Source organism: uncultured Agathobaculum sp., assembly GCF_963927765.1.
Lineage (GTDB): Bacteria > Bacillota > Clostridia > Oscillospirales > Butyricicoccaceae > Agathobaculum.
The window spans coordinates 19325-41199 of sequence record NZ_CAWVCU010000081.1; the positions used below are offsets into that span (position 1 = coordinate 19325).

Consider the following 21875-nt stretch of genomic DNA (forward strand, 5'->3'; position numbering starts at 1 on the left):
CGCAGTTTTGGGGAAATAAAAAGGGCGACCCATCGGGTCGTCCTTTTGCATATCTTCAGCAGTTTTCCAGATCAATAATCAGCTTTTTGCAGTAGGAACAGTGCCACGCACGCGCTTCTGCGCGCTGCGTGGGTGCATGGGAGCCGACGGTCAATCCCCCGCAGGCCCACAGGCCGAACAACATCTGTTTGTCTTTGGGCAGCCATTTGAGCGCCTTGTGGTCGCCCAGCAGTTTGCCGTCAAGCATTTCTTTTCCGCAGTAAGGGCATTGCATCATCGGTCATACCTCCCTGAAAAACACGTCGGTGGATGGAACAGGTCATGGCAGGCAGAAGGGGGTTTTGCGGAAGCGGCCGCCGCCCACGCGCAGCGAGGGAGCGGGATAGGCGAGGGCGTACAGATCGTCCGCGAGCGCGTCGCGGGCAAGGGCGGGTTGGATTGCGTCCGGCAGCGTGCGTTCTGTGACCGGTTTGACGATGACCGGCAGCGCGCAGGTGTTCTTCATGCGCCGCAGGACGTCGCGCCCGCGTGCGCCGACCGCCAGCACGCGCACATAGTCCGCGGCTGGTGGAACGCTGGTCGGCAGGTCGAGCCATGCGCGCATAAGCGCGCGGCGCACCCGCGCAAGCGGGTAGCGACGGGTCTGGGCGGCAGCACAGATTGCGTTGAAGTCTGTGTTGTCGCGGATGGCCGTCCACAGGCGGTTTTCCAGTCCATCATTGCCGCAATAGCGGGCAAGGTCGGCGGGCGTCAGCCGCCGCAGATGCGCAAGAATGGCCTGATCAACCGCATGCCGTGTCACCGGCGCTTCGTCTGCTGCAATGGCGCGAGAGAGCACACCAAAGGAGGCTTGCGGCATCAGCGGACGGCATTCTTCCAGCCTGCCTTGCGTGAGCAGCTTGCGCAGATAAGATGCCGAGGGCAGACCGTCCGCAGGAATTTCGCTGTCATGCGCGCTGCCTGCGCGCAAAATGGCAAGCGGCTGCATGGAGCTGTCCAGTGTATCCAGCGCGCACAGATATTCGACCGCAAGCGTGTTGTTCGGGCTTGCCAGCAGCGCACCGGCTTCCGGGTCGGCCGCTGCGACTGCCTGCTGCATCGCGGCGGCATAGGGCAGGCCAGCTGCAAGCGCCTGCCGCAGCGCGTCGGCAGGTGCACCCTCCGCACGGGACAGGTCGGCCGCACGGCGCAGCAGCGCAAGATCAGCGCGTTCCGCGCCGAAGGAAAGATGGGTGACGCATCCAAGCGCATCCAGCAGCGCGACCGCGCCGAACGCAAACCCGGATGCGGACCACAGACAGGCACTCAGCGGCGTTTCCAGCATCAGATCTGCACCGCACTGCACCGCGGCTTCAGCACGGCGGTACTTTTCCATCACCGCGAGATCGCCCCGCTGGACAAAGTTGCCGCTCATCGCGCACACGATAGCCGTGTCTTCGCCCAGTGCACGGCGGGTCTCGGCTAGATGATGCGCGTGCCCCGCATGGAAGGGGTTATATTCGGCAACAACGCCGCAGACGGTCATAAACAGGCTCCTTCAAATTGCAAATGCACAGGCGCACGGGCTAAAATTTGGCTTGTACATTTGCAGTAAATCGTGTAATATAAGAGTGTAATATTATTATATCGGCTTCCGCGGCTTTGTGCAAGCCGCCAAATACGGCACAAGGGAGTTTTGCAAATGAAAGTTCTGGTTATCAACGCCGGCAGCTCTTCGCTCAAGTATCAGCTGCTCGACACCGAATCCGGCGACGTTATGGCCAAGGGCCTGTGCGAGCGCATCGGCATCGACGGCGTACTGACGCACACCGGCAACAAGTCGGATGAAAAATTTAAGTTTGATATCGCAATGCCGACGCATAAGGAAGCAATCCAGTCGGTTATCAATGTGCTGCTCGATCCCGAAAAGGGCGTTATCTCCTCGATGAGCGAGATCGACGCGGTCGGTCACCGCGTGGTACACGGCGGCGAGTTCTTCTCGGACAGCGTCATCATCACCGAAAAGGTCATCAAGGCGATCGAGGACTGTGTCCCGCTGGCACCGCTGCACAATCCGCCCAACCTGATCGGCATTCAGGCTTGCCGCGACGTTATGGGTCCGGATGTGCCGATGGTTGCGGTATTCGACACCGCGTTCCATCAGACCATGCCGCAGTCGCATTACATGTATGCGATTCCGTATGAGTACTATGAGAAGTACAAGATCCGTCGCTATGGCTTCCACGGCACCAGCCACAAGTATGTTTCCCAGCAGGCTGCTGAGATGCTCGGCCGTCCGCTCGAGGAACTGCGCCTGATCACCTGCCATCTGGGCAACGGCTCTTCCATCTGCGCGATCAACCGCGGCAAGAGCTATGATACCTCGATGGGCTTCACCCCGCTGGACGGTCTGCCGATGGGCACCCGCGCGGGCAATCTGGACCCGGCTATCATCGAGTTCCTGGCAGAGCATGAGAACATCTCTGCGGCGGACGTTATCAATATCCTCAACAAGAAGTCCGGTATGCTGGGCATTTCGGGCGTTTCGTCCGACTTCCGCGATCTGGACGCTGCCATCACTGACGGCAATGCGCGTGCGGCGCTGGCCAAGGAAATGTTCAACCTGTCGGTTAAGAAGATCATCGGCTCGTACATCGCAGAGATGGGCGGCGTAGATGCGATCATCTTCACCGCGGGCGTAGGCGAGAACGACCGCTCGGTCCGCTGGGATGTTTGCGAGCACATGGAGTATCTCGGCATCAAGATCGACCCGGAGAAGAACAAGTACCGCGGCAAGCAGATGGATATTTCCATTGACTGGGCGCGCGTGCGTGTGCTGGTCATCCCCACCAATGAGGAACTGATGATCGCCAAGGACACCGAGCGTCTGGTAAACGAAGCAAAGTAACAAAGAGATCGGAAAAACGGGGCGGGGCAACAAGGCTTTGCCCTGTTTTTCTGCCGTCAGGGAGGACAATATGCAGCAAACCGATCTCCGTCAGGAGAAAAAATACTGTACGCGGCTGGGATGGGCTTTGACGCTGACAATGATATGCGCGCTTGTGTGGCAGATGGGGCTGACGGTTTTGATGTTCGCCGGACGATTGGCGGGCGGCATGAGCACCTATATGCTGCTGGCGCTGGTGGGGTATTACCTGCCTGCGCTGCCGCTGTCCTATTGGCTGTGCCGCCGGATACCGGTAACAAAGCCAGCGCAGCGGCCGCTGACCGTGCGCTTGCTGGGACGCTGGTTTGTCATTGGTATCGGACTGATGTGGGTGGGATCGATTACCGGCTCATGGCTGAATGACTTAGTCTATCAGATAGCGCATCTGGAGACGGTCGATATGGTGACCGAGACCTTTAACGAAATGCCGCTGTCGGTCGTGCTGGTGGGGGCTTGCGTGCTCGGACCGCTGTGTGAGGAGCTGCTGTTTCGCGGCTTGCTGGCAGGACGGCTGGCGCGATATGGCCAGAAGCCGGCGGCGTTCGTATCCGCGCTGCTCTTCGGCCTGTATCATGCCAACCTCTCGCAGTTTTTCTATGCGTTTCTGCTGGGACTGCTGCTCGCCTATGCGTATTTTTACACCGGAAAGCTCAAAACATCGGTCGTGCTGCACATGCTGTTTAATTTTTACGGGTCGTTTGTTGTGTTCCTGCTACCGGAGGACGGCGTGCTGCCCGTGCTGTACGGGCTGAGCTGGCCGGTGCTGACCATTGTGGGCGCGGTGCTGCTGGTGCGTGGCAGAAAGCGTCAGGTGTGGGAGCACGGCCCGTGCGCGCCGTCCATGCGGGTGGTGTTTGGCAGCGTCGGCATGACGCTGGCGATCATCCTCTGTTTTGTGCAGACGGCAACCATGTATGTATTTTAGAAAGGCGGAAACAGGCAATGCGAGTGGATTTGCATATGCACACCGGGTATTCGGCGGATGCCGCATTCCCGCAGACGGTGGAGGATAAGGTGCGCGCCTGCCGCGCGGCGGGGCTGGACATCATCGGCATCACCGATCATCTGGATTTTTATCGCACCCGCGGCCCGCTGGAAAACCGGGACGCAGAAGCATGCCTGCGTGATATACGGGCTGCCAAGGAAGCGGCAGAGGGAATCGAGGTGCTGGTCGGGATCGAGATCGGGCAGATCCATGCCGATCCTGCGGCAGATGCCTTCGTGCGCGGGCATCAGCTGGACATGGTGATCGGCTCACTGCACGCCATGCCGAACGATCTGGATATATATTTCCACGACTACGAGCATCTGGACTGCGATGCGTTTTTGCAGGAGTATTTCGATCAGATGCTGGAGATGGAGGCGCACGGCGGGTTTGACGTGCTGGCGCACATTGACTATCCGCTGCGCGTAATGAAGCACGGCGATTATGTGCCGTCGTTTGACCAGTACATGGACCGCGTGCAGCAGGTGCTGCGCGCCTGTATCGACCACGGTTATGCGCTCGAACTGAATGCTGCAGGACTGGCCAGCTGGCAGAAAAAGGTCGGTCCACCGCAGAATATCCTGTACGAATACCGCCGTATGGGCGGCGAACGCATCTCAATTGGCTCGGATTCGCATACGCTGGACACGGTCGGGCGCGGGGTGGCAGACTGCACGGCGAACGCGCTGGACGCAGGGTTTACCACCGTCACCGTGTTCCGTGGACGCAAGCCGGAACAGGTGCCATTAACAAAGTAAGCAGGGAGAAATTCATGTTGTTTCACAATAAAAACGAAATCACGCACGCTGAAACCACGGTGCAGGGGCGCGCAAAGATCAATTTGACGCTGGATGTGACCGGCCGCAGGGACGACGGCTACCATACGGTCAAAATGGTGATGCAGTCTGTCGAACTGCATGATGAGATTCAGGTGGTAGTCACCCATGGCAAAAAAAAGCCGCGCGGCATTGTGCTCAGCTGCAATCTGCCCTATTTGCCGTTGGACGAGCATAATCTGGCTTACCGCGCGGCGGACCTGTTCTATCAGAAGACGGGTACGCTGCTGGAAACGTGCGAAATCCACATCGAAAAGCGCATTCCGGTGGCCGCAGGGCTGGCCGGCGGCTCGACCGACGCTGCGGCGGTGCTGCGTGCGCTCAATACGCTGCATGAAACCGGCCTGACCGACGACGAGCTGTGCGAGATGGGCCTGAAAATCGGCGCGGATGTGCCGTACTGCCTGCGCGGCGGCACGATGCTGGCGGAGGGCATCGGAGAGGAGTTGACCGCCTTGCCGCCCATGCCGCATTGCTGGGTTGTGCTGTGCAAGCCGCCGTTCGGAGTTTCTACCAAGGAGGTTTATACCGAGATCGACGCGGTGGAACTGAAGGAACGACCGGATACAGCCGGCATGATCCGCGCCCTGGAACAGCAGGACTTCGCGGGTGTTTGTAAGCGCTTGAGCAACGTTATGGAACTGGTGACGGCGACCAAGCGTCGCCAGATCGGAGAAATCAAGGCATTTCTCACGGAAAACGGCGCGGACGGAACGCTGATGAGCGGCTCGGGGCCGACGGTGTTCGGCTTGTTTTCGGATGAGGGCCGCGCCAAGACCGCGGCAAAAATGCTGTCCCGCCGATTTGCGGATACTTTTTTAACCGAAACCGTATAACAAACCCGCCTTCCGGGCATACTGGGGACACCAGATGACGGAAGGCGGTATTTTTATGACAGAACAGACCAAACGGGCGGTGATTGCGGCGGCAACCGCATGCAGTGTGCTGTTGACAGGTGCATTTGCACCGCAGCAGCCAAAGGCCGCATGGTGGTGCACGGCGTTTTCCGTCACTTGCGAGGAAACGGCGGCACTGTCGGAAAACAGCGATTCGGTTACATTTCGGTGCAAATTAGCCGATTGGTGGCGGGAGATCATGGGATAATCCTTGCCGCGCCTGTCCCTCTGTGGTATAATAGCCGCAAAGCGGCAATTCTGTTTTCTATCGGAAAGTTGGCCGCAAACCTACCAACGGAGGAAAAACATGAAGATTATCAATGAAAAGGGCAAGCTGTTCGGCGTGGTGAACATCGTCGATCTGCTCGTGCTGCTGGCGGTGATCGCGGTTGCTGCGGGCGTGGGCTATAAGCTGTTCGCGCCGCAGATTGTGGAGGCGACATCCAAGCAGGTGCCGATGACGGTAGTCGTGCGTGTACGTGGCGCGACCCCGTTTCTGGTGAAGGAGGTGCAGCGCAACGATCAGGTCGGTAAAAAGATCGTCAGCGGCAGCTCGTTTACAGACGCGGTCATTACGGACATGCAGATCGAAGACTATGTGCAGCAGGTGACCACGGCGGACGGAAAGATTGTGGATGCGCTGGACCCGAGCAAGAAGGATCTGGTGTTCACAATCGAAACCACTGTGGCCGAGGATACGGCAGCGCCCTCGATCGGCACGCAGGAGGTGCGCGCAGGCCGCACGTTCATCATCAAGACCAACGACTTTGAGACGACCGGCAATATTGATTCGGTACAGATCGGCGAGTAAGGCCTATGAAAGCGATTTTTCAAAACAGCCTGCTGGTGCGGGCAGTGCTGCGCCTGCGTGAATGGTATCATGAGGGCGCCATCGCGAGCTTTTTCCGGAAGGTTGCAAATGCCTATCCGGATTCCCGCTTCCGCCGGATATGGGACGGTTTTTGCGCCACGCCTATCTGCACGGTGGACAACAGCCGCTATGCACGTGTGATCGCTGCGTTGCGGCGTTTTGTCGAGCGTGTGGGCGATGCGGCGGCGCAAAGCATGATTTATCGGCTTTGCCTTGCTATTTGGAAGCCGGTTTCAACCTTCCTGGGCGGCGGTGTGATCGGCCGGGTGTGCCGCTTCTTCGGCGTGCGCGGTCTGCTGCTGGTATGTTTGGCAATGTATCTGCCGCTGGATTACTTTATCCGCAACTGTATTCCCATTGCATTCATCGGCTCGATATGGGATGAATGCCTGATGCTTGCGGCGTTTGCCTATGTCCTGTGGCATACCGCGATGCGCCGCGCGCCGCTTGGACTGCGTGCAACGCCTGTGGACACCTATCTGCTGTTGTTCATCGGCGTGGGCTTTTTCCTGATGTGCGCGGTGTCGCCCTATCCGTCCATTGCGCTCGACGGATATCGCGCGGTGGTGCAGTACCTGTTCTGGTTCTTCCTTGTCACGCGGCTGATTGAGGATGACCGTGATTTTGCGATTTTTTACGGCGCGCTGCTTGCGATGGCGGTGCCGATCGCGCTGCACGGCATTTATCAGTATATTGTCGCCGCGCCCATTCCAGCGGGCTGGGTGTCCCAGACCGAGGAAAGCGTGCGCACGCGCGTTTATTCGCTCGCCGGCAGCCCGAATATTATGGGTAGCCTGCTGGTGTTGTTCGCGCCTATGGCGGCGGGTCTGGCATATTACTGCAAAAAGATGTGGGTCAAGGTGCTGGCTATCGGCGTAACCGGCATGATGTGCTTGTGCTGCATCTTCACGTTCTCTAAGGGCGCGTGGGGAGGTCTGGCAGTCGCGGTGATCGTGTTTGCCATCTTCCTAGACCGTCGCCTGATTGCGCTGATGGCGGTGGCAGGTGCGGGTGCGCTCATTGCCATTCCGTCGATTGCAAACCGCATCACTTATCTGTTCACGGCGGACTATATGGAGGCCAGCCAGCGTGCGGGCCGTATGGTGCGGTGGGAGACCGGTTTGAACCTGCTGCATGAGTCCAATCCGTGGCTCGGCTTTGGCCTCGGCCGCTTCGGCGGCGCGGTTGCCATGCAGAATAAGATCATCGAAGAGACGGATACCTTCGAGTATTTCTACATGGATAACTACTATCTGAAAACGCTCGTGGAAATGGGCTATATCGGCCTGATTTTCTTCATCGTCCTGCTCATCGGCATGGCACTTTGGTGTCTGCGCTCGATCGGCAGAACGAATTTCAACCAGACCGACCGCACCCGCGTGCTGGCGGTGTCCATGTTCGCGGGTATGTGCGGCGTGCTGGTACACTGCTATTTCGAGAATATCTTTGAGGTGCCGTATATGATGGCCTACTTCTGGAGTATGGCAGCGGCGATTATGTATCTGGGGTATTTTCGTAAAAAGCGAAAAGGATAGTTCGGTGCACACTACTGGTCTATACCACTTTGGGATAAATGATACCAAAAACACATCAAAAGGACGGCAAAACATGCGTTTTGCCGTCCTTTTTTGCGCACTTTACACAATCCTTTTTGCTTTACATGGATTTTACAAACACGGGCTTTTGGATTTTACATTGTCCCCGTAAGATATGCTTGTAACGAAAAACAAGATCTGAATGCAAAGGAGAAATTTAAGTTATGAAAAAGAGTGTATCCCTGCTGCTGGCAGGCCTGATGCTTTGTGGTGCGCTGGCAGGCTGCGGCGGCAATGCAAGTGATGCGAGCGCAAACGGCACGGATGACGCGGCTGCTACCGGTGCTTCCGGTGCGATCACGGTGATTTCCCGTGAGGACGGCTCCGGCACGCGCAGCGCGTTTGTTGAACTGACCGGTGTTGAGGACGACAACGGCGACAACACCACCGCAGAGGCGGAAATCGCAAATAAGACCGACGTGGTGCTGACCAGCGTTGCCGGCAACGAGAGCGCCATCGGCTATGTTTCGCTCGGCTCCCTCAATGACACCGTCAAGGCGATTCAGGTAGACGGCGTAGACGCTACGGTCGAGAATGTCAAGAGCGGCGATTACACGCTGTCCCGTCCGTTCAACATTGCCACCAAGGGCGAGCCGACCGGCGTTGCCAAGGACTTCATCAACTTCATCCTGAGCGCTGACGGCCAGGCAATCGTCGAAGAAGAGGGCTACATCAAGGTAAATGACGAAGCGGAAGCGTTCACTTCGGACGGTTCGGAAGGTCAGATCGCGGTTGGCGGTTCCTCCTCGGTTTCCCCGGTGATGGAAAAGCTGATCGAGGCATATCAGGCGGTAAACCCCAAGGCTAAGATCGAGCTGCAGACCTCTGACTCCACCTCCGGCATGACCGGCGCTATGGACGGCACGTTCGCCATCGGCATGGCTTCCCGTGAGCTGAAGGACGAAGAAGCTGCGGAACTGACCGGCACCGCTATCGCGCTGGACGGCATCGCGGTTGTCGTAAATCCGGCAAGCAGCATTGAGAATCTGACGATGGATCAGATCAAGGGCATCTACACCGGCGAGATCACCGACTGGGCCGACGTAGCTGCGTAAGAATAACCGAACACGGGAATACAGGGCGAAATCCGTTTCGCCCTTTCCCACTGTCTATGGGGTGAAAACATGAACGAATCCGCAACCAGGCAGAAGAGCGAAATGAAAAACCTGCTCGAAAAGGTGATGCACGGCGTGTTTTTTGTCTGCGCGCTTGCGTCTATTCTTGCGGTGGCTCTGATCTGCGTTTTCCTGTTTGTCAACGGCATCCCTGCGATCCGTGAGATCGGCGTGCTGGATTTTCTGACCGGCACGACTTGGAAGCCGGGCAATGACGTTTACGGCATCCTGCCGATGATCGTCGGCAGCATTTACATCACGGCCGGGGCAATCGTGATCGGTGTGCCGATCGGATTGTTGACCGCAATCTTTATGGCGTTCTACTGCCCGAAGCGCATTTACGGTGTGCTCAAGCCGTGCACCGAGCTGCTGGCTGGCATTCCGTCCATTGTTTACGGTTTTTTCGGCATGGTGGTGATCGTGCCGGCGGTGCTCGAGGTGGCACGGTTCTTCGGCGCGAAGATTTCTTCCGGTTCAACCATCCTGTCCGCGTCCATCCTGCTTGGCATCATGATCCTGCCGACCATCATCGGCGTATCTGAAGCGGCACTGCGCGCGGTGCCGAATGCCTATTATGAAGGTGCAGTCGCGATGGGTGCCACCCATGAGCGCGCGATCTTCTCGGTCATGCTGCCCGCGGCAAAGTCCGGCGTTCTGGCCGGTATCGTGCTGGGTATCGGCCGTGCCATCGGTGAAACGATGGCGGTTATCATGGTGGCGGGCAACCAGCCGCGACTAACGGGCAGCCTGCTCAAGGGCATTCGCACGATGACAGCGAACATCGTCATCGAAATGGGCTATGCGACCGGCCTGCATCGCGAGGCGCTGATCGCCACGGGTGTGGTTTTGTTCGTGTTCATTCTGCTGATTAATCTGACCTTCTCGGTGCTGAAAAGGAGGAAGGACGCATGACAACCGAAGCGACTTCTGCGGCAAAAAAAACGGCGGTGCAGACATCGGAAAAGCAGCCGCGCGTATATGGCCGCGGCAAAGCGCGTTTGCAAAAGGGGCTGGTTTACGGCGCGGCGGTTCTGACCTTTGCCGTGCTACTGTTCCTGATCGCATACATCTTAATTAACGGCGTGCCGCATCTCAAGCTGTCGCTGTTTGAGTGGACTTACAATTCGGATAACGTGTCCATGATGCCGGCCATCATCACGACCATAGAAATGACGCTGCTCGCGCTGCTGCTGGCGGTGCCGCTTGGTCTGTTTACCGCTGTGTATCTGAACGAATATGCGTCCCGCGGCAATAAGCTGGTCAATATCATCCGTATCACCACCGAGACGCTGTCCGGTATTCCGTCGATCGTATACGGCCTGTTCGGTATGCTGTTTTTTGTCACGCAGCTGCATTGGGGCTACTCGCTGCTCGCAGGCGCAATGACGCTGGCAATTATGATTCTGCCGCTCATTATGCGCACGGCGGAGGAGGCGCTCATTTCGGTGCCGGACACCTTCCGTGAGGGTTCGTTTGGCCTTGGCGCGGGTCGTCTGCGCACGGTGTTCCGCATCGTGCTCCCCAGCGCAATGCCGGGCATCCTGTCCGGTATCATTCTGGCGATCGGCCGCATCGTGGGCGAAACCGCGGCGCTGATTTTCACTGCCGGTACGATGGCGCAGATCCCGGGGCTGTTCCAGTCCGGCCGCACGCTGGCCATTCATATGTATGTGCTGTCCGGCGAGGGCCTGCACATGAACGAAGCCTATGCGACTGCGGTCGTGCTGCTGGTTGTTGTGCTGCTGATGAACGCGCTTTCGGCCCTTGTTGCCAAAAAGCTGACCAAAAAGTAATCGGAGGAAGCTATGGAACAGAATAAAATTGAGATTCGGGACATGAACCTCTTTTACGGGGATTTTCATGCCCTGCATGATATAGATCTGGATATCAAAGCCAACGAGATCACGGCGTTCATCGGGCCTTCCGGCTGCGGCAAGTCGACGCTGCTGCGCTCCTTAAACCGCATGAACGATCTGGTGGAGGGCTGCAAGATCACGGGTGACATCCGTCTGGATGGTCAGGACATTTACCATGACTGCGATGTGAACATCCTACGCAAGCGCGTGGGTATGGTGTTCCAGAAGCCCAATCCGTTCCCGATGTCCATTTACGACAACATTGCTTACGGCCCGCGCACGCACGGCATCAAGAGCCGCGTCAAGCTGGACGAAATCGTTGAGACCTCGCTGCGTCATGCCGCAATCTGGGACGAAACCAAGGACTGCCTGAAAAAGTCCGCGCTGTCCATGTCGGGCGGCCAGCAGCAGCGTATCTGCATTGCCCGCGCACTGGCAGCCGATCCGGAAGTGCTGCTGATGGACGAGCCGACCTCCGCGCTCGACCCGATTTCGACCGCGAAAATCGAAGACCTTGTACTCGAGCTGAAAAAAGATTATACTATCGTTATGGTCACGCACAACATGCAGCAGGCCACCCGCGTATCCGATACGACTGCGTTTTTCCTGCTCGGCGATATGATCGAGGTGGGGGACACCGAAAAGCTGTTCTCCATGCCGCGGGATAAGCGCACCGAGGATTACATTACGGGGAGGTTTGGCTGATGAGAAACCGTTTCGATTCGCAGCTTTTGGAGCTGAACAACGAACTGATCGCTATGGGCGCGCTGTGCGAAAACGCGATCGCAAGCTCGGTCAAGGCGCTGCTCGGCGGCGATACCAAGCTGGCCGCGTCTGCCATCCGCATCGATCAGGAGATCGACCGCAAGGAGCGCGAGATCGAGTCCATGTGCCTGAAACTCCTGCTGCAGCAGCAGCCGGTGGCGAGCGACCTGCGCCTGATCTCTTCCGTTTTGAAAATGATTACGGATATCGAGCGCATCGGCGACCAGGCGAGCGATATTGCGGAAATTGTCACCTATCTGTCCGGTGCGTGCGGCCATAATGCGCATATCGAGCAGATGGCGCAGGCGACCATTAAGATGGTCACCGACAGTCTGGACGCGTTTGTGCGCCGCGATTTGACGCTGGCGTGGAGCGTAATCGAATATGACGACGTGGTCGATAACCTGTTTGCCGAGTGCAAAAAGGATTTGATCGCGGAGATCTCACAAAACTCCGAGGACGGCGAGCGAGTGCTGGATATCCTGATGATCGCCAAGTATCTGGAGCGCATTGGGGATCACGCGACCAATATTGCCGAGTGGGTGGAGTTTTCCATCACCGGCACGCACAAGGCGCAGGAAAAGTAAGCAATACAGCAAAAAGGTTTGGAAATGGCTGCCGGGGGCGGCCACTGAGGAGGAAACGCAATGATTTATTGCGTGGAGGACGATGCAGGCATTCGGGAACTGGTCGTCTATACGCTGCAAAACACGGGCATGGAAGCCCGTGGTTTGGAGGATGGCAGCGCGCTCTCTGCGGCGCTGCGCGAGAAAAAGCCGCAGCTGATCCTGCTGGATATCATGCTGCCGGGTGAGGACGGCATCAGCATTCTGCGCCGTCTGCGCGGCGCGCAGGAGACGGCAGGTATCCCGGTCATTCTGCTGACAGCGAAGAACACCGAGTATGATAAAGTGGTTGGGCTGGACAGCGGCGCGGATGATTATGTTGCCAAGCCGTTCGGCATGATGGAACTGGTGGCGCGTATCCGTGCGGTGCTGCGCCGCACGCAGGCCGGGACAGACGGCGAAGAAGCCGCCTGTCCGTTGGTAGCGGGCGATATTTGTGTGGATGAGCGCGCACACAGCGTTTTCGTCGGGGAACAGGAGGTACAGCTGACACTCAAGGAGTATCAGCTGCTCTGTCTGCTGATGAAAAACCGCGGCGCGGTACTGACGCGCGACGTGCTGCTGGAGAATATCTGGGGGTACGGCAACGAGAGCGAAACCAGAACGGTGGATGTACACATCCGCACTTTGCGGCAAAAGCTGGGTACAGCGGGCTCGATGATTGAAACCGTGCGCGGTGTCGGCTATCGTATGGGAGAGCACGCATGAGAAAGCGTGTTTTCGGCAGTATTTTTCTCACTGCGCTGGTCACGCTGATCGTCACGGTGTCCCTGCTGCTGGTGGCAGTGCATTCTGGCTTGACGCAGGATTTGCAGGAGCGTCTGAGTAATGAATGCAACTACATCGCTGCTGCGACGGCATCCGGGGATGAGCAGGAGTTGCAGCGCATCGGCAGTGTGTACGCTGACCGGATCACGCTGGTGGATGCGGATGGCACGGTGCTGTATGACAACGAGCGGGACGCAGTGGAGATGGAAAACCATGCTTCGCGTCCGGAAATTGCTGAGGCACTGGAAAAAGGCGTGGGTGAGTTCAGCCGTTTGTCCGATACGCTGGCCGAACAGACCTATTACTATGCGATCCGGCTGGCGGACGGTACGGTCTTACGCGTTTCTTCTACGGCGGACAGCGCTTTTGGCGCGTTATCGACCGCTTCCCCATGGATTGTGTTGATTGTGCTGTTGGCGCTGCTGGTGGCGGCGCTGCTGGCAAGCTGGCTGACCCATGTGTTTCTAGAGCCGATCGTGACGCTCGACCTGCACGAGCCGCTGAAAAACGACGCCTATGATGAGCTTTCGCCATTGCTGCACCGCATGGATAAGCAGAACCACAAGATTGCGTCTCAGCTGGGCGAACTCAAACGGCGGCAGGCGGAATTTGACGATATCACCGCGCGGATGGATGAGGGGCTGGTGCTCTTTTCCGCACAGGGCGATATCCTGTTTGCCAATCGCGCGGTGCGGGCGCTGTTCCCCAAGGACAGCGCAACCGGCGGCTATATGACGCTGTGCCGCGACGCGGAGTATATCCGCGTGGTGGAGGAAGCACTGGGCGGCGAAAGCGCGCACGGCAGGATGGAGAAGGACGGGCGCGTATATTCGCTGACCGCAAGCTCGGTCGCCGGAGAAGGACAGGGGCATGCGGCGGTATTGTTCGTGGTGGATATCACCGAGCGCGAGCAGGCGGAGCGCCAGCGGCAAGAATTTACCGCAAATGTGTCGCATGAACTGAAAACCCCGCTGACCAGTATCATGGGTTTTGCGGAGATCATGGAAAACGGCATCGTCCGACCGGAGGATATCGGCCGATTTGCGGGCAAGATTCGGAGCGAGGCAATGCGTTTGCTGACGCTCATTGAGGATATCATCCGCCTATCTCGGCTGGATGAAGGTGCGCCCGTGCCGTTCGAGCCGGTGGAGCTGAGCGCATTGTGCGGCACTGTGCGTGATCGGCTGACACACAAAGCGGCGGAAAACAAGATCACGCTGCATGTGAAAGGCACTCCGGTGACGGTGTCCGGTCAGCGGCGTACGCTCGAACAGATGATTTTTAACCTTGCGGACAACGCAATCGCCTATAACAAGACACATGGCTCGGTCACGCTGGAAACAGGTGAGGAGAACGACGCGCCATTTGTGCGTGTGTCGGATACCGGTATTGGTATTGCGCCCGCCGATCAGCCGCGCGTGTTTGAGCGGTTTTATCGCGTGGATAAGAGCCACAGCAAGCAGACGGGCGGCACCGGATTGGGACTGTCGATCGTCAAGCACGGCGCGGCGCTGCACCATGCGCAGATCGACCTGCACAGTACGCTCGGCGAAGGCACTGAGATTACATTGCGGTTTCCGAAAGCAGAATAATAAAACATCCCGCAGGGAAGTACCTGCGGGATGTCTTTTTATTAGGACAAACGGTTTTTGAAATCCTCATAGTCGAACATGCGAATGGCTTCGTCCGTGCCGTCCGCGCGGCGAATTGCGATGAGCGGCAGCGGTACGCCGTTGAAGGTATTGGTTTTGACCATGGTGTACAGCGCCATGTCCTCAAACACAACCTGATCGCCCGGGCGCAGCGTGTTGTCGAACGAGTATTCGCCAATCACGTCGCCAGCGAGACAGGAACGACCGGTGAGCAGATAGGTGAACGCTTTTTTGCCCGGCTCGTCCGCACGGAACACCGGCGGGCGGTAGGGCATTTCGAGCACATCCGGCATGTGGCACGCTGCCGAGGTATCCAGAATGGCGATCTCCTTGCCGTTTTTCATCACTTCGAGCACGGTGGAGACCAGATAGCCTGCGTTCAGCACAACGGCTTCACCCGGCTCCAGATAAATCTGCACGTTATACTTTTCGCGCAGATCGTTGATGCATTTGACCAGCAGTTCCACGTCGTAATCGTCGCGTGTGATGTGGTGGCCGCCGCCGAGGTTGAGCCACTTCATGCCCTCCATATACTTGCCGAAGCGTTCTTCGAATGCTTCAACCGTACGTACCAGATCATCCGCGTTCTGCTCGCACAGGGTATGGAAGTGCAAACCGTCGATGCCGGTCAGCAGTTCGGGCTGGAAGTTCGCCTCCGTGATGCCCAGACGCGAACCGGGGCTGCACGGGTCGTAGATCGCGTGTTCCGCGGGCTGGGTCGAGCATTCAGGATTGACGCGCAGACCGCAGCTCTTGCCTGCCGCGCGCGCAAGGCTGCCATACGCCTTCCACTGATGGAACGAGTTGAATACAATGTGGTCGGCGTAGTGTAAAATCTCCTGAAATTCGCCCTCGGCATAGGCGGGGGAGTAAACGTGCGTCTCGCCGCCGAATTCTTCGTGGCCGAGGCGCGCTTCATACAGACCGGACGCGGTCGTGCCGGCCAGATATTCGCGCAGCAGCGGATAGACCGAGAACATAGAAAACGCCTTCTGCGCCAGCAGGATCTTTGCGCCCGTGCGCTCGGCTACGTCGCGAAGGACGGCCAGATTCTGCACCAGACGGTTTTCGTCCACAAGGAAACAGGGCGTGGGCAGTTCGGTAAATTTCATATCAGTCCACCAATGCCGGGTTTTCGTTGATCTGCCACGGCAGACCCCACTTGTTCAGCGCTTCCATGTACGGATCGGGATCGAACTCCTCGACTGTGTACACGCCGGGCTTCGACCATTTGCCGGTCATCAGCATCATGGCGCCGATCATAGCCGGTACGCCGGTGGTGTAGCTGATCGCCTGCGAACCGACTTCGCGGTAGCATTCCTCATGGTCGCAGACGTTATAGATATAGGCGGTCTTTTCCTTGCCGTCCTTTTTGCCGGTGAAGATGCAGCCGATGTTGGTCTTGCCCTTGGTGCGCGGGCCGAGGGTCGCGGGATCGGGCAGCAGCGCCTTAAGGAACTGGATCGGCACGATCTGATGTCCTTCGAACTCGATCGGGGTAGTGGACAGCATGCCGACGTTTTCCAGACACTTCATGTGGGTCAGGTACGACTGGCCGAAGGTCATAAAGAAGCGGATGCGTTTCACATTCGGAATATTCTTCGCCAGCGACTCGATCTCCTCATGGTGCAGCAGGTACATGTCCTTCTGGCCGACCTGATCAAAGTCGTACTCGCGCTTGATGGACATGGCCGGAATTTCGACCCAATGGCCGTTCTCCCAGTAAGAGCCGGGCGCGGAAACTTCGCGCAGGTTGATCTCAGGGTTGAAATTGGTCGCAAACGGATAGCCGTGGTCGCCGCCGTTGCAGTCGAGGATGTCGATGGTGTCGATCTCATCGAACAGGTGCTTTTGTGCATAGGCGCAGTAGGCCTGCGTGACGCCCGGATCAAAGCCCGAGCCCAAAAGCGCGGTCAGCCCCGCCTTTTCAAACTTCTCCCTATACGCCCACTGCCATGAATAGTCAAAGTAGGCGGTGAAGCCCTCTTCCTTGCAGCGCTTTTCGTAGATTTCGCGCCACTTGGGGTCGTCGGTGTCCTCCGGCTCGTAGTTTGCCGTGTCCATATAGTTGACGCCGCACTTGAGGCACGCGTCCATGATGGTCAGATCCTGATAGGGCAGAGCGATGTTCATGACGATATCCGGCTTATACTCGTCGATGAGTGCCACCAGCTCGTCAACATTGTCCGCGTCGACCTTGGCGGTGCGGATCTTGGTGGGCGTGGTGCCCTCCAGCTTTTCCTTGATCGCGTCGCACTTGGATTTGGTGCGCGAGGCGATCATGATTTCCTCAAATATGCTGCTGTTCTGGCAGCACTTGTGAATGACAACCGAGGCTACGCCGCCGCAGCCGATGATAAGTGCTTTTCCCATGACTCATTCCTCCACTTTTTCCAGTAGTTTTTGAACGTAATTCGGTAGATAAAATGCACCCTTGTGCAAATTGGTGTTGTAGTATTTGGTCTCGATGCCGCGCGCGTTCCATGCGTCCGCGTCGAGGTCGTGCACCGGATGCACGCCGCGGGATGAGAAGCCGAACAGCCAGTGTCCGGACGGATAGGTTGGGATGTGCGCCTGAAACAGGCGGGATAGCTCGAACGAATGGACGATATTGCGGTGCGCGCGCTGGCAGGCAAGCGCGTCGCCCTTGTAGAACGGGCTTTCGTGCTGGTTGACCAGAATGCCGTCCGGTTTGAGCGCTTTGTAGCAGTTGCCGTAAAACTCCATCGTGAACAGACCCTCGCCCGGACCAAACGGGTCGGTCGAGTCGATGATGATGAGGTCGTACTCGTCCTCGATGCGGCGGATGTATTTCAGGCCGTCCTGATAGAGAATGTGCACGCGAGGGTCATCCAGACTGCACGCCACAGTCGGCAAAAATTCCCTGCACACCGCGACCACACGCTCGTCGATCTCGACGAGGTCGATGTGCTCGATGTGCGGATAGCGGCACAATTCGCGCACGCAGCCGCCGTCGCCGCCGCCGATGACCAGCACTTTTTTGATCGCGTCGCCCCGCACGGCGAGCGGGACATGCACCATCATTTCGTGATAGATGAATTCATCGCGCTCGGTCAGCATCATGTAGCCGTCGAGCGTCAGAAAGCGGCCGAATTCCTCGCACTCGAATACGTCGATGCGCTGGAAGTCGCTTTGCTCGGTATAAAGCTGCCGGTCGACCTGAATTTGCAGGCCGACAGTCGGCGTGTGCATTTCGGTAAAGGTTAATCGCATGAATTTTGACTCCTTACGTTAGTCATTGGGGCTGATAACGCCCCGGATCACCTGTAAGTTGTTCACATCCGGGTCCTCGGTGCCGAGCAGCATACAGTTTTTCTCTTTTGCATAACGGATATAATCGAGAATTTCACGGGTGATGCGTTCACCCGGCGCAAGAATCGGGATGCCGGGCGGATAGCACATGACGAACTCGGCGCAGATGCGCCCAACCGAGTTGTCCAGTGCGATCGTCTGCTTGTCCGCATAGAAGGCTTCCTGCGGGGCGGCGACTACCTGCGGCGAAATATACTCCTGCCGCATGAGCGTGGCTTTATCGCGCTTGTAGCGGCGGCGGATATCCGCCAGCGCCGCAACCAGCCGTTCCAGATCGCGCTCGCGGTCGCCAACCGAGACATAGGCGAGCAGGTTGCCCAGATCGCCGAACTCGGTCTGAATGTCGTAAAAGTCGCGCAGCACGTCGTATACTTCGATACCGGCAAGACCGACATCGAGTGTGTTGACGGCAAGCTTGGTCACGTCAAAGTCATAGACCGTATCGCCGTTGATGAGTTCGCGGCCATAGGCGTAGTAGTCGCCGATCTGGTTGATCTCGTCGCGCGCATATTCGGTTAGATGCGTGACCTTGCGGAAGATATCCTTGCCGTAGAGTGCAAGGTTTTTACGCGAAATATCCAGACTGACCATCAAAAGGTACGAGCCGGAGGTGGTTTGCGTCAGGTTGATGATCTGTCGGACGTACTCGGCGTTCATCGACGGGCCGCACAGCAGGAAGCTCGACTGCGTCAAGCTGCCGCCTGATTTGTGCATGGAAACCGAGGCGAGATCTGCGCCAGCCGCCATCGCGGACACCGGCATGTTTTCTCCAAAGTAGAAATGTGTGCCGTGCGCTTCATCCGCCAGCACCTTCATGCCCTTTTCATGCGCCAGCCGCACGATCTCCTTGAGGTCGGAGCAGATACCGTAATAGGTCGGGTTGTTGACCAGCACCGCCTTGGCGGATGGGTGCTTTTCGATCGCGGCCTTGACGTCCGCAACCGACATGCCCAGCGAAATGCCCAGCCGGTCGTTCATCTGCGGGTTGACGTAGACCGGGATCGCGCCGGTCAGTACGAGCGCATTGATGACGCTGCGGTGCACGTTTCGCGGCAGGATGATCTCATCCCCGCGCGCAACGACGCTCAAAACCATCGACTGCACCGACGAGGTGGTGCCGCCGACCATCAGGAAGGCATGCGCTGCGCCGAAGGCTTCGGCGGCGAGTTCTTCTGCCTCGCGGATGACGCTGACCGGATGGCACAGATTGTCGAGCGGTTTCATGGAGTTGACGTCGACTGTCATGCACGGCTCGCCCAGAAAGCGTGTTAGTTCAGGGTTACCGCGCCCGCGCTTGTGTCCGGGGACATCAAACGGCACAATGCGCATATCCTTAAAGTGTTCGAGCGCCTCCTTGATGGGCGCACGGGACTGATCCATAGTCAAGCCTTCTTTCGGCGGGAATAATTAGTATATGTTTTTGCCCGAGAAAATCTCGATCATTTCGCGCCGTAGGTCGGAATGGATCTTCAGGCGCGTCTTGGGGGGCAGTTCGTAGATATCGGTGTTGAACAGATAGTTCTGCAAATCGACCTCTTTGAGCAGCATCCGCGTGTGGAACAGGTTGGACTGATAGACGTTGACGTCGTACGCATCATAGCGGTCGAGCGTTGCGGGGTCGATAAAGTCCTGAATCGAGGTGATGTGGTGGTCCATAAACAGCTTTTTGCCCTCGATATCGCGCGTGAAACCGCGCACGCGGTAGTCCATGGTGATGATATCCGAGTCGAACGAGCCGATCAGATAGTCAAGCGTGGACAGCGGCGTGATCTCGCCGCAGGTTGCCACGTCGATATCCACGCGGAAGGTTGCAAGGCAGGTGTCCGGGTGGTATTCGGGGTAGGTGTGCACGGTGACGTGGCTTTTGTCCAGATGCGCCACGATGGTGTCCGGCTCGGGGGCGGGCTTCATATGCTCCTCCGCGATCAGGAAGGTGACTGACGCGCCCTGCGGGTCGTAATCCTGCTTGGAGATATGCAGCACATGCGCGCCGATCATTTCGGTGACGCGCTCCAGAATGCCGGTCAGACGCTCGGAGTTGTACTGCTGATCGATATACGCGATATAGTCGCGCTGTTCGCGCTCGGTTTTGGCGTAGCACACGTCGTAAATATTGAAAGAAAGCGCTTTGGTCAGGTTGTTAAAACCGTAGAGTCTGAGTTTGTTCTGCATATCTTATTATCCTCACATCAATAAAAAATCCTCAAGCAAAAGAAAAGCCCCGCGATCGGCGGGACGTACTTTTCCACTTGAGGAAGGCAATCTCTCTCTTTGTCCGGGCGGTTCCGGACCGTCTGTATCTGGAAGAGGAAAGAGTCTATATAGCAAGAATCTACTTTTACTACTCTTATTGATCGTTTCACAAGTGTGATGCGCCCGCGGCACACGGCTTTTAGTCAGCCAACTTATAAAATTCAATAAGGCAACAAAGTTGCCAAGTGCGGCATTTGACCCGGCTGTCCGTATGGCCTTAGCGCCTTCCGACAGGGGAAGGGCGGTCAAAGAATTCTGCTGAAAGGCTTTGCCTCTCCGAGTGAATATTATTATATCGTACAAAACGCAGGATTGCAAGATTTTCTTACAGGTTTTACGCACCGCAAACCGGTATTTTGCGTGGAAACAAAAAGTTTACAGTCGAACCTTTGAAAAAAAGCGCGAAACGTAGTACAATACTATCAACACAGTCAATAATGGGGAGTCTATGCGCCGTGAAGATAACAGGGTTTCATACAAGTACAAAACGAAAGGGAAAACGCACAGGCGGCAGCCGTGCGCTGCTGCTGGCAGGGCTGGTGATCGTCTCGTTTCTGGCGGGTATGTTCACGCACAGCGCGATCAGCCGCCCGCCGCAGCCGGACGCGGGTTTGTCCTATATTGAGGATATCCCGGTTTACACCGATTATCTGTCCGAGGGCAGCCGCGCGCGTCCGGGCGAAAAACGCGAGATCAAATACCTGGTCATCCATGAAACGGATAACTTTTCTGAAGGGGCGGACGCCGCGGCGCACAATTCCTTCATCCATCAGAATGCAAATGCCGAATCCGGCATCGTTTCGTGGCATTATACAGTAGACGACCACGAGATATATCACCATCTGCCAGACAATGAGACCGCCTATCACGCGGGCGACCAGATGGAGAAAAACGGCGGCAACATGAACGGCATCGGTATTGAGATGTGCGTCAACGAGGACGGCAACTATGAGCAGACGCTCATCAATACCGAAAAGCTGTGCGCGCGCCTGCTGCTTGAATATGACCTCAATCCGGATAAGGCGCTGAAAAAGCATCAGGACTTTTCCGGCAAGGTCTGCCCGGCAAAGCTGATTAACGACGGCCGGTGGGACGAATTCTGCGAGGCGGTCAAGCAGAAGTACGAAGAACTCAAAGCGGCGCAGGCAAATGGTTAGTGCTATACAACTGCGTGCAAAACTGCATCAAAAAGAGAGAGCGATTTGTGGCAAATCGCTCTTTTCTTTTGGGTAAATTGGTGGTATACTGGCAAGGCTTATATTTTTAACTGATAAAGGAGTGAACTGAAATGATCGTTGTACTCAAGCAGAACAGCGACAAGGAACGTGTTGACCGTCTGATGCAGCATTTCATGGATATGGGGCTGCGGATCAACTATTCCGAGGGTGCCAATACCAC

General features: G+C 57.1%; 22 protein-coding genes and 1 pseudogene. 16 read left to right on the forward strand and 7 right to left on the reverse strand.

Annotation, left to right across the window (positions count from 1 at the left end):
- Positions 1–55: 55 nt before the first annotated feature.
- Complete coding sequence (locus tag ABGT74_RS07120) at positions 56–277, reverse strand: PF20097 family protein (protein WP_297282818.1); 222 nt, start codon at positions 275–277, stop codon at positions 56–58.
- 42 nt (positions 278–319) lie between these two features.
- Positions 320–1525 carry a nucleotidyltransferase family protein gene (locus tag ABGT74_RS07125; RefSeq protein ID WP_346705019.1) on the reverse strand — a complete coding sequence of 402 codons (1206 nt, stop codon included), beginning with the start codon at positions 1523–1525 and terminating at the stop codon, positions 320–322.
- 156 nt (positions 1526–1681) lie between these two features.
- Here ABGT74_RS07125 and ABGT74_RS07130 point away from each other — a divergent pair, with 156 nt between their 5' ends.
- The 14 genes from ABGT74_RS07130 to ABGT74_RS07195 all read left to right on the forward strand — a co-directional run bounded on the left by ABGT74_RS07130 (position 1682) and on the right by ABGT74_RS07195 (position 14831).
- On the forward strand, positions 1682–2887 hold the full coding sequence (locus tag ABGT74_RS07130; RefSeq protein ID WP_297282816.1) for an acetate kinase: 1206 nt from the start codon (positions 1682–1684) through the stop codon (positions 2885–2887).
- A gap of 70 nt (positions 2888–2957) precedes the next feature.
- A complete protein-coding gene (locus tag ABGT74_RS07135; protein ID WP_346705020.1) occupies positions 2958–3851 on the forward strand; it encodes a type II CAAX endopeptidase family protein in 894 nt (297 codons plus the stop codon).
- 17 nt (positions 3852–3868) lie between these two features.
- Positions 3869–4669: a histidinol-phosphatase HisJ family protein gene (locus ABGT74_RS07140; protein WP_346705021.1), complete on the forward strand. Its 801-nt coding sequence runs from the start codon at positions 3869–3871 to the stop codon at positions 4667–4669.
- Between the two features lie 14 nt (positions 4670–4683).
- A complete protein-coding gene (ispE, locus tag ABGT74_RS07145) occupies positions 4684–5583 on the forward strand; it encodes a 4-(cytidine 5'-diphospho)-2-C-methyl-D-erythritol kinase (RefSeq protein WP_346705022.1) in 900 nt (299 codons plus the stop codon).
- 55 nt (positions 5584–5638) lie between these two features.
- Complete coding sequence (locus tag ABGT74_RS07150; protein WP_297282812.1) at positions 5639–5851, forward strand: hypothetical protein; 213 nt, start codon at positions 5639–5641, stop codon at positions 5849–5851.
- A gap of 99 nt (positions 5852–5950) precedes the next feature.
- Positions 5951–6454, forward strand: a complete 504-nt coding sequence (locus ABGT74_RS07155) for a DUF4330 domain-containing protein (protein ID WP_297282811.1) — start codon at positions 5951–5953, stop codon at positions 6452–6454.
- 5 nt (positions 6455–6459) lie between these two features.
- A complete protein-coding gene (locus tag ABGT74_RS07160; protein ID WP_346705023.1) occupies positions 6460–8049 on the forward strand; it encodes an O-antigen ligase family protein in 1590 nt (529 codons plus the stop codon).
- A 224-nt stretch (positions 8050–8273) separates the two neighbouring features.
- Positions 8274–9164: a substrate-binding domain-containing protein gene (locus ABGT74_RS07165; protein ID WP_346705024.1), complete on the forward strand. Its 891-nt coding sequence runs from the start codon at positions 8274–8276 to the stop codon at positions 9162–9164.
- A 102-nt stretch (positions 9165–9266) separates the two neighbouring features.
- The gene (pstC, locus tag ABGT74_RS07170) at positions 9267–10136 is read left to right on the forward strand and encodes a phosphate ABC transporter permease subunit PstC (RefSeq protein WP_346705030.1); all 870 of its coding nucleotides are present in this window, start codon (positions 9267–9269) and stop codon (positions 10134–10136) included.
- Entirely contained in the window at positions 10133–11017 is an 885-nt protein-coding gene (gene pstA, locus ABGT74_RS07175; protein WP_297282808.1) for a phosphate ABC transporter permease PstA, read from the forward strand. The genes pstC and pstA overlap by 4 nt, the downstream gene beginning before the upstream one ends.
- A gap of 12 nt (positions 11018–11029) precedes the next feature.
- A complete protein-coding gene (gene pstB / locus ABGT74_RS07180) occupies positions 11030–11785 on the forward strand; it encodes a phosphate ABC transporter ATP-binding protein PstB (RefSeq protein WP_297282807.1) in 756 nt (251 codons plus the stop codon).
- Positions 11785–12432, forward strand: coding sequence for a phosphate signaling complex protein PhoU (gene phoU / locus ABGT74_RS07185; protein ID WP_297282806.1), 648 nt, complete (start codon positions 11785–11787; stop codon positions 12430–12432). Before pstB ends, phoU begins: the two co-directional genes overlap by 1 nt.
- A 60-nt stretch (positions 12433–12492) precedes the next feature.
- Positions 12493–13179, forward strand: coding sequence for a response regulator transcription factor (locus ABGT74_RS07190; protein ID WP_297282805.1), 687 nt, complete (start codon positions 12493–12495; stop codon positions 13177–13179).
- A complete protein-coding gene (locus ABGT74_RS07195; RefSeq protein WP_297282804.1) occupies positions 13176–14831 on the forward strand; it encodes an ATP-binding protein in 1656 nt (551 codons plus the stop codon). Before ABGT74_RS07190 ends, ABGT74_RS07195 begins: the two co-directional genes overlap by 4 nt.
- Positions 14832–14872: 41 nt before the next feature.
- On the opposite strand, the gene nspC is transcribed toward ABGT74_RS07195, so the two are convergent.
- From nspC to speD, 5 genes are read right to left on the reverse strand one after another with little or no spacing between them, the layout of a single operon-like run.
- Positions 14873–16003, reverse strand: a complete 1131-nt coding sequence (gene nspC / locus ABGT74_RS07200) for a carboxynorspermidine decarboxylase (RefSeq protein WP_297282803.1) — start codon at positions 16001–16003, stop codon at positions 14873–14875.
- A gap of 1 nt (position 16004) precedes the next feature.
- Complete coding sequence (locus ABGT74_RS07205) at positions 16005–17264, reverse strand: saccharopine dehydrogenase family protein (protein ID WP_346705025.1); 1260 nt, start codon at positions 17262–17264, stop codon at positions 16005–16007.
- Positions 17265–17267: 3 nt separating this feature from the next.
- Positions 17268–18125 (reverse strand): polyamine aminopropyltransferase, encoded by an 858-nt coding sequence (gene speE, locus ABGT74_RS07210; RefSeq protein ID WP_346705026.1) that lies wholly within the window; start codon positions 18123–18125, stop codon positions 17268–17270.
- Between the two features lie 18 nt (positions 18126–18143).
- Positions 18144–19604, reverse strand: a complete 1461-nt coding sequence (locus ABGT74_RS07215; RefSeq protein ID WP_346705027.1) for an aminotransferase class I/II-fold pyridoxal phosphate-dependent enzyme — start codon at positions 19602–19604, stop codon at positions 18144–18146.
- 27 nt (positions 19605–19631) lie between these two features.
- Entirely contained in the window at positions 19632–20396 is a 765-nt protein-coding gene (gene speD / locus ABGT74_RS07220) for an adenosylmethionine decarboxylase (protein WP_297282799.1), read from the reverse strand.
- A gap of 536 nt (positions 20397–20932) precedes the next feature.
- Between speD and ABGT74_RS07225 the strand changes: the two genes are divergently transcribed.
- Both ABGT74_RS07225 and ABGT74_RS07230 read left to right on the forward strand, forming a co-directional pair.
- On the forward strand, positions 20933–21634 hold the full coding sequence (locus ABGT74_RS07225) for an N-acetylmuramoyl-L-alanine amidase (protein ID WP_346705028.1): 702 nt from the start codon (positions 20933–20935) through the stop codon (positions 21632–21634).
- A gap of 131 nt (positions 21635–21765) precedes the next feature.
- Positions 21766–21875 (forward strand): annotated as a pseudogene (locus tag ABGT74_RS07230) (3-deoxy-7-phosphoheptulonate synthase); the annotation flags it as partial.